This window comes from Tepidibacter hydrothermalis (assembly GCF_029542625.1).
Taxonomy (GTDB): Bacteria; Bacillota; Clostridia; order Peptostreptococcales; family Peptostreptococcaceae; genus Tepidibacter_A; species Tepidibacter_A hydrothermalis.
Map to the genome: position 1 here is coordinate 3,520,465 of NZ_CP120733.1, position 12,179 is coordinate 3,532,643.

At 28.0% G+C, this 12,179-nt stretch carries 11 protein-coding genes and 1 riboswitch; of the genes, 3 read left to right on the top strand and 8 right to left on the bottom strand.

What is annotated here, in order from left to right:
- Positions 1 to 13: 13 nt before the first annotated feature.
- From P4S50_RS16635 to P4S50_RS16650, 4 genes are all read right to left on the bottom strand, one after another.
- Positions 14 to 1,789, bottom strand: coding sequence for a choline/carnitine O-acyltransferase (locus tag P4S50_RS16635; protein WP_277731959.1), 1,776 nt, complete (start codon positions 1,787 to 1,789; stop codon positions 14 to 16).
- A 54-nt stretch (positions 1,790 to 1,843) separates the two neighbouring features.
- Entirely contained in the window at positions 1,844 to 3,007 is a 1,164-nt protein-coding gene (locus tag P4S50_RS16640) for a UxaA family hydrolase (RefSeq protein ID WP_277731960.1), read from the bottom strand.
- Positions 3,008 to 3,035: 28 nt separating this feature from the next.
- Complete coding sequence (locus P4S50_RS16645) at positions 3,036 to 3,386, bottom strand: UxaA family hydrolase (RefSeq protein ID WP_277731961.1); 351 nt, start codon at positions 3,384 to 3,386, stop codon at positions 3,036 to 3,038.
- 292 nt (positions 3,387 to 3,678) lie between these two features.
- The gene (locus P4S50_RS16650; protein ID WP_277731962.1) at positions 3,679 to 5,067 is read right to left on the bottom strand and encodes a sigma-54 interaction domain-containing protein; all 1,389 of its coding nucleotides are present in this window, start codon (positions 5,065 to 5,067) and stop codon (positions 3,679 to 3,681) included.
- Positions 5,068 to 5,432: 365 nt separating this feature from the next.
- Positions 5,433 to 5,607: riboswitch (cobalamin riboswitch) on the top strand.
- Between the two features lie 226 nt (positions 5,608 to 5,833).
- Between P4S50_RS16650 and cobT the strand changes: the two genes are divergently transcribed.
- Positions 5,834 to 6,880 (top strand): nicotinate-nucleotide--dimethylbenzimidazole phosphoribosyltransferase, encoded by a 1,047-nt coding sequence (gene cobT, locus P4S50_RS16655; protein WP_277731963.1) that lies wholly within the window; start codon positions 5,834 to 5,836, stop codon positions 6,878 to 6,880.
- Between the two features lie 4 nt (positions 6,881 to 6,884).
- Here the strand turns inward: cobT and P4S50_RS16660 are convergent, their stop codons facing one another.
- Positions 6,885 to 7,241, bottom strand: coding sequence for a response regulator (locus P4S50_RS16660; RefSeq protein ID WP_277731964.1), 357 nt, complete (start codon positions 7,239 to 7,241; stop codon positions 6,885 to 6,887).
- Between the two features lie 241 nt (positions 7,242 to 7,482).
- On the opposite strand from P4S50_RS16660, the gene P4S50_RS16665 reads away from it, so the two are divergent.
- On the top strand, positions 7,483 to 8,139 hold the full coding sequence (locus P4S50_RS16665; protein ID WP_277731965.1) for a deoxynucleoside kinase: 657 nt from the start codon (positions 7,483 to 7,485) through the stop codon (positions 8,137 to 8,139).
- Positions 8,139 to 8,804: a deoxynucleoside kinase gene (locus P4S50_RS16670; protein WP_277731966.1), complete on the top strand. Its 666-nt coding sequence runs from the start codon at positions 8,139 to 8,141 to the stop codon at positions 8,802 to 8,804. The genes P4S50_RS16665 and P4S50_RS16670 overlap by 1 nt, the downstream gene beginning before the upstream one ends.
- A gap of 22 nt (positions 8,805 to 8,826) precedes the next feature.
- On the opposite strand, the gene P4S50_RS16675 is transcribed toward P4S50_RS16670, so the two are convergent.
- From P4S50_RS16675 to P4S50_RS16685, 3 genes are all read right to left on the bottom strand, one after another.
- A complete protein-coding gene (locus P4S50_RS16675) occupies positions 8,827 to 9,738 on the bottom strand; it encodes an amidohydrolase family protein (protein ID WP_277731967.1) in 912 nt (303 codons plus the stop codon).
- A gap of 110 nt (positions 9,739 to 9,848) precedes the next feature.
- Positions 9,849 to 10,088 (bottom strand): HPr family phosphocarrier protein, encoded by a 240-nt coding sequence (locus P4S50_RS16680; RefSeq protein WP_277731968.1) that lies wholly within the window; start codon positions 10,086 to 10,088, stop codon positions 9,849 to 9,851.
- A 38-nt stretch (positions 10,089 to 10,126) separates the two neighbouring features.
- Positions 10,127 to 11,980 (bottom strand): sensor histidine kinase, encoded by a 1,854-nt coding sequence (locus tag P4S50_RS16685; RefSeq protein WP_277731969.1) that lies wholly within the window; start codon positions 11,978 to 11,980, stop codon positions 10,127 to 10,129.
- Positions 11,981 to 12,179: the final 199 nt, after the last annotated feature.

A 12,179-nucleotide genomic window follows, 5' to 3' on the forward strand; every position in this document is an offset into this window, starting at 1 on the left:
ATATTTATCTATTTTACTCATGCAATTCCAACATTCCGTTAATACATTCTTGAAGATTTAATATCATTTTATTCATTGTTTCTAAATCTTCATTATAGGCTGTGATAATCATAAATGATTTAGGGCCTACAAAATAATAAATACCAAATCCATGCTCTTGAACAGGAGGAAAATAAAGATATTTCATATCTGGATGACCAAAAGAAGTTGTTGATAAATGATTATCACCTATAACTTTAAATGCTTCTATATTAAATAAATCTGGTTTTTTTACAATTCCGATTTCTTTACCGTAGTCTTCATATACTGATTCTAATACATATAGGTATCTGTTTACTCCTTGTCCAGACTGACATAACTTAACACGTCTATGATGTTCATCCAACGCTTCTTTCATCATTTGATAGAGATCTTTTTTAGATTTTTCTTTTTTTAGAAACTCTTTTGCAAAACTAACACTCTCTTTTGATACAGGTCTGTTACTCTCAGTTCTTCCTCTGAAGAATCTTCTAGCATCCACTGATATATATGTGTTCTTAACACTCTCATAAGTCATATATTGTGCTACTTGAAATGCAAGATGAATAAATCCATCTCCAGAAAGAATTCCTTTTTCTTTCAGAACATCTCTAGATAATCCATTAAAATCAACATATCTAGTTTCAAAACTATCCATGCACTTATCAAAACCGTCCTTTAAATCTAAAAGATCTTTTTTAATATCCTGTGAAAGGTCAAAAAATATCTCTTTTGCTATAGTATTTGACGTTAATTCTTCGAATACAAATGTAGTTTTTTCAATGTATTTCTTAAGTTTGTTAATGAAATAAACTTCCGTTCCACCATCTACAAAGCAATGATCTGCAATAAAAGAGAAAATACCATTCTTTGTGCAAGAGAATTGAAATCCTTTTCCATGCCAACGGTTTACATATTCCCTATTACAAGAACCATTATCCAATTCTTCATATACACCATTAACCTCTATATCATCATAATTCATCACTATAATAGCATCTTTAATTTGTTGATATGCCTTTTGATTAATCTCATTTACAAGAATCTTTTCAAGTACTTTTGCTGCTTCATCTCTATCTACGCCAATGGTTACATAGTTAGCATTTGGTACAAGTGCTTCGATATTACTTAATACAATAGTTTTAAGAGTATTTAGAATTTCACCAACTGGAACAACATTTTCATTTCTGATTACTTGTATATTATAAAGATGATTTTTATAAGAAAATACTATAAACTCTGAGCATTCATCATTGATATAGTATTCATCCATTCCTTGTTTTATATCGTTGATTGATGCTAATAATCCATGAAATTCATCTGATGAATAACGTTTATTCTTAATCCAATATTCTCCTGCACCATTTTCCTTAAAATCTTTATATACAACAGCAGTAGAATGCATAAGTATAGCTATTCTTTCAATAACTTCGAATTTTAGAAGTTTTTCATTCTCATATATTATAGGAACATTAGTATGAGGTGTAAGAGGCGCTCGTACTAATAAGTGAGATTTAACCCAATAGTCATAAATCCAACTATCCTCTTCCCTATTTCCTAGTTCTTGTATCTTCTCTTCTAACTTTTTAGAATCTCCTGTTATTAAAAACTCTTCTACAGTTTTTTTAGCTTTTTCAAATTCTACTGAAGACACAAGAGGTTCAACCCATTCTAAGAACCTATCTAATGTATCTTTTAATGTGGGTATTGGATATGATGGTAAATTATCAATATTTTTAATTGGAACATTATACTTTATAAAATCTTTCATTCTTCTAATCTCCTCCTATTAATTTTTTCACAACTCAAATCAAAACTATTTTATCTATCTTAATCCCAAACACTGTTCAAGCCTTATATCTTTTTGATAAAGAGTACAATAAGAATAACCTATATCTTCAATATTAGTTTTTTCTCCATTTGAAACTTCAATTATTCTATCTAAAATTCTTTTTCCAACTTCATCTGATGATTCTAAACCTTTCATAATTCTAGTTGCATCAATATCTATATCTTCATTTATTAAATCTTCATTTCCACTAACTCTTATAACTGGTACTATTGAATTGTTAAACCCTGCTCCTCCACTTGTCCATAAAATAAGTTGAGCTCCAGCTGCTGCAAAATGCATTCCAGATCCCCCACAAAGCATTGTTACATCTGATAGATACATTCCTGGTTTTGTAGGCTTTTCATGACCTTGCTGATTAAACTCAAGTATTCCTTGAATTGGTTTTGAACCTATCTTATTAAGTGCACCTAATGATTTTTCTTCAATAGTTGTAAGTCCTCCTACACTATTTCCAATACTCATTATTTCAGTGTCTGAACCTACTCCCCATCTTTTTTCTTCATTTGAAATTAGAGTTCTTATTTTTTTTGCAATTTCATCATTTACTGCTCTTTTGCATAATATATCTTCACAACCAACAAGTTCCATTAATTCACCTGCTATAACTATTGCACCTTTGTCTACTAATAAATCTGCTGCTTTTCCTACACTTGGATTTGAAGCAATACCAGAACTTGTATCTGATCCACCGCATTTAACACCAACAACTAATTTTGAAATATCTACTGGTTGACGTTTAAAAGTTTTTGAAAAGACCTCTATTTCTTTCGCTAGTTCAATTCCTTGTGTAATCGTTTTCTTCGTTCCACCATTTTTTATACATGTTAATGATTTAGCTAATCTTCCAGTTTTATTTATAGGATCAGCTACAATTTCTGGATCAATACTCCCACATCCCATTGCCAAAACCAAAGCACCAGCAACATTAGGATTACATGCAGCATTTATAATATTACTTAAAGTTTCTTCATTTCCACCCAACATGCAAGTATAGTGATTTGTAAGAACTATTGAGTTTTCTATTTTCTCAGATATTTTTCTTGCAATCCCATCCATGCATTCATCTACAGCAATAATTAAAATATTATTTCTAATTCCTACAGTTCCATCTTGTCTTACATATCCATTGAATTCCATAATCTGTACTCCTTTCAGTTAAAACCACCTAATCCACTGTTATTCCTTTTTCTTCAAGTCCCATTTGTCTAACAATTTCATCTATTATAGTATCTGGAAAATTAATTCTTTCGCTTCTTACATTGTGAACATGTACTAATTTCCCTTTTTGAATTTGTTTTGAACTTTTTCCAATTGAATATCCACATTTAGTAATTTCTATATCCGTTTCTATATTACAAATTGCAATCTTATTACCAAACGGTATTGGATCAATAGATGTAATTACATCTAAAACTTTAGTTTTATCAGAAAGAATTTGTACTTTTTCGTTTGCCTCAATATTTTCTAAAGCAGTAGCCACATTATCACTTGAATGTTTTATTATTGCTTTTTTCAATTATTACACCTCTTTTATATTTTTACTTTTAAAAACTAAACAGTATTATTAACCCTCCTTTCAATTATTGATTTATAATCAAAAAGCGATTACTTGCACTTTTTTATCTCTACAATTATTTATAATTAGCAATAATCGTGCCAAGTTTAACTTTATTAGTTTTGCTAGGTTATAAAGATATATATTTTTATTTTTTCCTACAAATTCAAATCATTTTTGACTCAAATCGTCATTTTCAACTCTAAATATTCTTTTAATACATAAAAAAAGTACAGCTTATAGCTGTACTTTTTTAAGGACAATATTTTCGTATAAGCCTAGTTGCTTTTGACTGACTTATATCTAAAACTTCTGCCACTTTTCTAGAAGTTTTAAATTCTTTATATGTTTTAGTTATTAACTCTTTTTCAAATTTTTCTTTTGCTAAATCAAAAGACTTAGGGAAATAATTATCATTTTTTGATTTTGGTTCTTCAAAAAACATTTGAGGTAAATCAGAAATTGTTATTATAGATTTTGAAGATGTAACTACTAGACGCTCAATTATATTTTCTAGTTGCCTGACATTCCCTGGCCAACTGTAAGTAACAAAAAATTCTAAACATTTCTCTGATAGAGAACAAGTATACTTGTATCTATCATTAAATTTATTCAAAAAATAATTACTCAAAGCAATAATATCTTCATGCCTTTCTCTTAATGGAGGTATTTCAATTTCAATTACATTTAATCTCCAATATAAATCGGCTCTAAATTTCTTATCTTCTACCATTTCCATTAAATCACGATTTGTAGCTGCTATTATTCTTATATCAACTTTCTTTGCTTCTCTTCCTCCTATTGGAGTAAACTTTTTGTCCTGAATTACATGTAAAAGCTTTGCTTGAAGCCTTAAAGACAGTTCTCCAATTTCATCTAGAAATACAGTTCCCTTATCAGCAAGTTCGACTAACCCAACTTTTCCTGTGTCACTTGCTCCAGTAAAAGCTCCTTTTACATAACCAAATAATTCTGATTCTAACAAATCTTCTGGAATAGCAGCACAGTTAATAGTTAATAAATTCCTATTTTTCCGATTACTTTTTTTATGAATATGTTTTACTAAAACCCCCTTACCGGTACCCGATTCTCCTCTTATCAATATAGTTGAATCTACTTTAGAAACCCTCTCTGATAGCTGAATTATTTTTTTCATTTCTTCACTTCTTGATATAATCTTATTCTCTATAAATTCAATAATATTATCTTCAAATTCATCTGTTTTATCATAATTTGATAAACCTTCTTCCAACTTTTTTCTAGCTAAATCTATTTCATGTGTTTTATCTCTAACACTCATTACTACAAGTTCAATCTCTCTATTTTTATCAAATATTGGTACTGCAGTAGTTATTATAGTTTCACCTAAATATGATTTTTGTTCAATAGTCATTCTTCTTTTTTCTTTATATATAATAGGTAGCACAGATGGATACCAACATTTAAGATCTAATAGTTCATAGAATGTTTTTCCAATTATTTCGCACGGTTTCATCCCATAATGTCTCTCACATGCTCTATTTACATAAATAACACGATAATTATTGTCATAAACAAAAATTTCATCGAAAGCATTATCTAAAATCTTTTTTAATATTTCATAAGTTAACTTATTTTCTAATTTATTTTCCTTATTATCCATATTCAAGTCACCTCAATAATCTACGAGTATCTATTTTTAATAATTCTATTATATACCTTTTAACATACGTTTCCCTTATTCCTTATATTTTAGCAATGTTTATGCCAAAATATAATTTTTTCGAATTTTTTAAATATTTTTTAATTCAAATCATTTAACTTACTAAATTATACAATAAAACCAAATAATCATTTCAAATAACTTTGTTTTATATAAAAATCAATATGAGTCTTTTTTGATTCAATCTTTTAATTTAAAAGACTCAATGAGTCATTTTTAACTCATTGAGTCCTTTAAATTTATATTACTCAAAAATGATATAATTTCCTTAAGAATAAAAAAGGAATTTTACTATAATACGTAGAATATATTAGTCAGTGTAAGGTGCCTTTAATAGGATAATAGGGAATTAGGTTAAAAGCCTAAACGGACCCACCACTGTAATGTGAAGCTATATCCATATATCCACTGGTTCATTCTGGGAAGGAGAATATAGCGCTGAAGCAAAGTCAGGAGACCTACCTTGCATAGTTGATAAGGATGAAGGTAAAGTCCATATCTTTAATTTTTGATGCCAAAAATTAAAGATATGGACTTTTTAAATTGTATAAAATTCGCTTTATGCTAACGCATAGCTCATGTCGCCAACGAGTCCTACGGGCTCCGTTGCTCAAAAATAGTTGCAAGTTTAACTCTTTAATCAATGTTATCTATAGATTCAAAATTATATAATTGTGTTATAAATAAAAAGGGGGAAAATCAAAATATGAAACTTTTAAACGAAACAATTAATTCTATAAGCAACGTTGAGAGAAAATATATGGATTTAGCTCAACAAAGACTGGATAGTTTTTTTAAACCTATAGGAAGTCTTGGAAAATTAGAAGATATATGTGTACAACTATCTGGAATATATAGAAAGATAAATTTTGATACTTCTAAAAAAGCTATACTAGCATTTGCAGCTGATCACGGTATTTATGAAGAAGGTGTTGCTCCAGATCCTCAAGAAATCACCAGACTTCAAATTCCTAATTTCGTAAAAGGAGTTAGTGGAGTCGGTTGTCTAGCTAAAAGCGCAAATGCAGATGTAGTTGCAGTCGATGTTGGTATAAACTGTGATGATTTAATAGATGGGGTTTTAGATTACAAAATAAGAAAAGGAACTTCTAATATGGCAAAAGGTCCTGCAATGACATACGATGAAGCTATTCGTTCGCTGGAAATAGGTATTGAATTATCCAACAAACTCATAAATGAGGGATATACGGTACTAGGAATAGGAGAGATGGGAATAGGTAATACATCAGCAACTAGTGCTATAATATCTGTATTTACAGATTTAGATCCTTTAGATGTTACGGGAATGGGTTCAGGACTTAATAGTGATTCTATAATAAAAAAAGCAAATACAATAAAAAAAGCCATACATATCAATAACCCTATCAAAGAAGATCCTATAGATGTTCTATCTAAAATAGGTGGTTTTGAAATAGGTGCTATGGCCGGTGTTATACTAAGTGCAAGTAGTAATAATATACCCGTTGTATTAGACGGTTTCATTTCTTATGCCGCTGCTATTATAGCATACAATCTTAATAATACAACTAAAGAATATATGATTGCATCTCATTTTTCAAAAGAAAAAGCTACAAGTAAAGCTCTTGAGCTTCTAAAACTAGAACCTATGCTTTATATGGATATGCGTCTCGGTGAGGGAAGTGGAGCAGCTCTTGCATTTAACATAATAGAGTCTGCCAATTATATGTATAAAAATATGGTACAGCGAGATGAAATCTGTAGTATTGTTTAATTATTTATACTAAAACCTTTTCTAATGATTCCTTTAGTCTATCGGGGTGTACAGGCTTTATTATAAAGTCTGTCGCTCCATTTTTTATAGCTTCTATAATCTTATCATGTTGACCTATATCAGATATCATTACAACTTTTGCATCTTCATCAATTTTTATTATTTCTTTCAATGCTTCTATACCATTCATTTTTGGCATAGTTATATCCATTGTAACTATATCAGGCTGTAATTGTATATATTTTTGAACAGCTTCTTTTCCATTACAAGCTTCTCCAATAACTTCAAATCCAAATTTTTGCATATTATCAAATAGAAAATTTCTCATGAAAGTCGCATCATCTACAATTAATATCTTCATTTCTTCACCCTTCCTACTTCTCACTAGAACTATTTTACCATTTTTTTCATTGAAATTCAATTAAAGCTTGCTTATAGGGATTATACATGTGTATATAATTTTTTTATAATTTAACAATAAACTACAGCAAATTATAATATGTTATAATTTAGAATATAATTTTTACTCTACTATTGTGGAACTAACACTATTTTTTTGATACAATATTATACATATTATTTTTTAGAAGGTGATTTTAATAATGACAAATACCAAAAGAGGACTTTTCATTTCTATAGAAGGACCTATAGGAGTTGGAAAAACTACATTATCTAATATACTAAACTCCCACTTCAATTCATTTTCTTTAAGAGAAATAGTTGAAGAAAACCCTTTTTTATCACAGTTTTATACAAACATTAAAGAATATGCTCTTCAAACAGAATCATTCTTTTTCTTTAACAGAGTAAAACAACTAGAAGATATCGAGGATTCACTAAAAAAAGGTACTATGGTAATCAGTGATTACAATATAATTAAAAACTTAATATTTGCAGGTCTTACACTTAATAAAAAGCAATTCCATAAATACAAGCAAGTTTATGATATCTTTGTTAATGAACTACCTCAATCAGATATAATAATTCACCTAAACTCTAACACAGATACTTTAATGAAAAAAATAGCTCTTAGAGATCGAAACTTCGAAAGACAAATGGATAGAAATTATATAGACAACCTAAGAGAAGAATACGAGTACTATTTTAATGAAAGATCTTTAAAACACTATTTTGGCGAGAAAACTCCAATTATAATAAATGTAGATAATACAAACATGGATTTTATAAACTGCCAGAAGGATAGAGAATGGATTATCGAACAAGTAAAAAATAGCATTAAAAATTTAGGAGGCATCTAATGTTAACACTTATAAATAACAACACTTCATTAATACCTAGAAATGACAATGAAAACATATTTATAACTGTAGCTGGAAATGTAGGAGCAGGTAAGTCTACTATAACAAAGCTATTATCTCAAAAGCTTAATTTAAATTCTCACTTTGAAAAAGTAGATGATAACCCTTATTTAGATGATTTTTATACAGATCAAGAAAAATGGGGATTCCATCTTCAACTATATTTTCTAGCGCAAAGATTTAAACAGCAAAAATCAATAGCATCAAATGGATTTGATAATATACAGGATAGAAGTATATATGAAGATGTTGAAATATTTGCAAAATCTTTATACGACAACGGTAAAATGAGCAAGAGAGACTTCGAAACTTATAGAGATTTGTTTTACGATATGATACCTCATTTAAAAAAGCCAAATCTTATGATATATCTAAACGGTTCTATCGACACTATAATAGATAGAATAAATTTAAGAGGTAGAGATATGGAGAAAAGAGTTCCTAGAGAATACTGGGAAAATCTTCATTCAAGATATGAGGGTTGGATAAATAGCTATACAGATTCTCCTATATTATATGTAAATATAGACAAAGTTGATTTAATTGAAAAACCTGAGCAGTTAGATATTATAGCTGATGAAATAAAAAAAATACTAAATATATAGTTCAAAAAGATGCTTATAAAATCTATAAGCATCTTTTATTATTTTGATAAACATATTTAATTTCATCACTATTTAAGTTACAGGCTTTTATTCCATTTTCTATAGCCATATTGATTACATCTTCTTTTTTTATACCAGATTTTATTAAATGATTCACCTCATCAAATGTACCCTGCACATGTCTTACCTTGTAACAGCCGCTATCACTCCCTAATGCTATTTTAACTCCCAGGCTATAACCTAATCCTACTGAATCCAAATGTTCTTTATACACCCTGTCTATTACATTAGAACAGTTCTTAAATTTATTATCTCCCTTTATTAGATTTCCAAGTGGAGATAAGGTTGGTACCCATATAATATTTTTTTCTGCCATTTTGTAAATTTCTCTCTCTTTTATAAAGTAACCATGCTCTATAGTATCAACTCCACACTCAATAGCCATATCAATTCCATATGATGAATTAACATGTGCCATAACAGGTATACCATTGTATTTTGATATATTTACAATATACTCAAGTTCTTTTTTATTAAAAAATATGTCTATATTATCAGTATACTTATTAAAATCAACAAGTCCACTCAAAACTATTTTTAAATGATCTAATTTTTGAGATTTTAAATAATCAAATAGATTTTTGAAATCATCCACATCTCTAACAGATGATCCTAAAAATTTACCATATCGCCCTTCCTTATATACAGCTTTAACAGGAGATTTAAATATAATTTTTTCTTCCTTTGCTATTTTTCTAGCTATACTAGATATTTCTCCATCATCTCCACCATCTCTCAAAACATAAATCCCCATTTTTTTATATTCTTTAAATTTTTTTCTTATAATTTTTCCTATTTCTTCTGTTTTTGATAACTCTCTAGCTTTTTTGAAATCTACCCCATCAAGTGATATGTGTATATGACAATCTATCATATTTTATTCCCCTTTCAAACATATTTCCCGAGAAATATAAAATTTGTATAATGCTAGGAATAGCCTTAGTATATAAAAAGACGACTTAAATTTTTTAAGTCGTCTTTTTCTTACTCTTCTTTAAGATGTGATCCCTGCATTAAAAATGTCAGTACTTGTTTAGCTTCTACTTCATCCTCAACATCTACAACTATTTCATCAGGATTTTCATTTACTATATACATAGCTCCTATCATAGACTTTGCATTTACAGAATACTCTCCAGATTTCAAGTATACCTTTCCTTTTAACTTAGATACAAATTCTACAAATCTGTTTATATCCTCAACCTTCATAAAAGTTACTCTCATTTTATTTCCTCCTTTACTATTTATTGCTTTCATTTTAATTATAATGAATATATGTCCGAAAATTCAATATTTATTTTTTCAACCAAATTATTATTATAACTACATTCTTCCTCAATCTCATAATTATTATTACAATTGTTATACGGAAATCTTATGAATGTTTGAGTGCCTATTCCCACTTCACTTGTGACCCATATGTGTCCATTATGTTTTTCTACTAAAGATTTTACAAGAGATAGTCCCACTCCGCTTCCTTCGTGTTTTCTTTTTAAAGACCCATCTACTTGAGTAAATCTATCGAATATAGTTTCTATTTTATCCTTTGGTATTCCTATTCCATCATCTTTTATAGTTATCAGTATACCCTCATTATCATTGTATATATTTACCCATATACATCCACCTTTATCAGTATTTTTTATAGAATTTGATAATATATTTAATATTATTCTCTCTATTATATCTGCATCACAAAGAATTATTTTTTCCTCTAAATCGGTATCGAATATTATATCTATCCCATTTAATTTTGCAAATTCTACTACTGACTGAGTTATACTTTCTATTATATAGATAATATTGTAATTTCTATATTTAATCTCGAAAGAATCGTATTCTAGCTTTGTAATGTCCATAATATTATTAATAAGTCTTAATAATCTAAGACAGTTTTGATTCGCCATATTTATGTATTTATTAAATTTCTCAGGTTTTATTTTTATGCAATCATCATTTTTGTAAGTATTCAATAATTGAATAGTTCCAAGTATTACATTTAAAGGTGTTTTAAATTCATGAGACATATTGCAAAAAAATTCAGTCTTTATTCTATCATGATGAATGGTTTTCTCTAATAGTTCTTCATTTTCCTCTATTATCTTTAATAGCTTATCATTAGCCTCTTTTCTCTGTGTTATATCTCTAGCAATAGATAATATAACTTTTTTACTATCAAAATCGAATAGATGCCAGTTTATTTCAACTGGTATTTTAGTTCCATTCTTAGTTACATGAATAGTTTCATATGTTATACGTCTTAATTCGTTTAGTTTCATTAAAGCTTCTTTATACTTATTATATGATTTATCATCTCTTATATCATATGGCGTCATATTTAATAATTCTTCTTTGGTATATCCAAGTCTTTCGCAAGCACTTTTATTAACTTCTATATACTTATTTATACAGTTATTGTCCAATTGTATAAGGGCAATAGCATCTCCTGCATTATGGAATAAAGCCTTAAATTTTTCTTCACTCTGCTTTAACTCTATCTGACTTTCTTTCATCTCTGTTATATCTGTATACGTTCCCATAAATTTTATTATTCTGCCATTTTCATCCCAAATACCTTGTCCTCTATCTAGTACCCATATGTACGTTCCATCTTTTTTTCTCATTCTGTATTCTATTATAAATTCATCTGTTTTTTTATCCATATAATCATATATTTTTTTAAATACATAATCATAATCATCTGGATGTATTAATTTAAACCAATCTTCTTCTGAATTTGATATTTCATGATCTTTATATCCTAGTATACTTTTCCATTTATACGGAAATAATATATGATTTTTCTCTACATCCCAACACCAAAGACCACCTGTTGTATTATTTATCACAAATTTATATTGTTCATCATTTACTTCAATTTCATTTTTTAAATTTTTAATAATTCTAATATATTTATCTATTACAATATAAAAGCCTATACACGTTATAACTATACATATATTGCATTTTATGTAATTGAACATTATAAATTTATCTATACTTTTAAACATATGTCCTATTATATAATCACTCGTATAAACAAATATCTTTGCAATAATGGCATATATACATACAATTTTAATGGCATATATTCTTTCTTTTTTTATGCTAATCATTAATATCCCCCTAATAACATAAATTGCATTTTTCTACTTCTCCATCTAAAATAATACCATATAAACCATAATATTACATTATATAATGAAAATTCTACCTATTTATACTTGGTTTTTTTATATACAATTAGAATCATTATATAATATGATTAAATCAAAAAAAATCAGATAGAGTAAATTTACTCTATCTGATTTAAAT

Coding starts and splice junctions, on each gene's coding strand:
- P4S50_RS16685 (WP_277731969.1), bottom strand. CDS start 11,980: ATGATTAGCATAAAAAAAGAAAGAATATATGCCATTAAAATTGTATGT.
- P4S50_RS16640 (WP_277731960.1), bottom strand. CDS start 3,007: ATGGAATTCAATGGATATGTAAGACAAGATGGAACTGTAGGAATTAGA.
- P4S50_RS16665 (WP_277731965.1), top strand. CDS start 7,483: ATGACAAATACCAAAAGAGGACTTTTCATTTCTATAGAAGGACCTATA.
- cobT (WP_277731963.1), top strand. CDS start 5,834: ATGAAACTTTTAAACGAAACAATTAATTCTATAAGCAACGTTGAGAGA.
- P4S50_RS16635 (WP_277731959.1), bottom strand. CDS start 1,789: ATGAAAGATTTTATAAAGTATAATGTTCCAATTAAAAATATTGATAAT.
- P4S50_RS16680 (WP_277731968.1), bottom strand. CDS start 10,088: ATGAGAGTAACTTTTATGAAGGTTGAGGATATAAACAGATTTGTAGAA.
- P4S50_RS16675 (WP_277731967.1), bottom strand. CDS start 9,738: ATGATAGATTGTCATATACACATATCACTTGATGGGGTAGATTTCAAA.
- P4S50_RS16650 (WP_277731962.1), bottom strand. CDS start 5,067: ATGGATAATAAGGAAAATAAATTAGAAAATAAGTTAACTTATGAAATA.
- P4S50_RS16660 (WP_277731964.1), bottom strand. CDS start 7,241: ATGAAGATATTAATTGTAGATGATGCGACTTTCATGAGAAATTTTCTA.
- P4S50_RS16670 (WP_277731966.1), top strand. CDS start 8,139: ATGTTAACACTTATAAATAACAACACTTCATTAATACCTAGAAATGAC.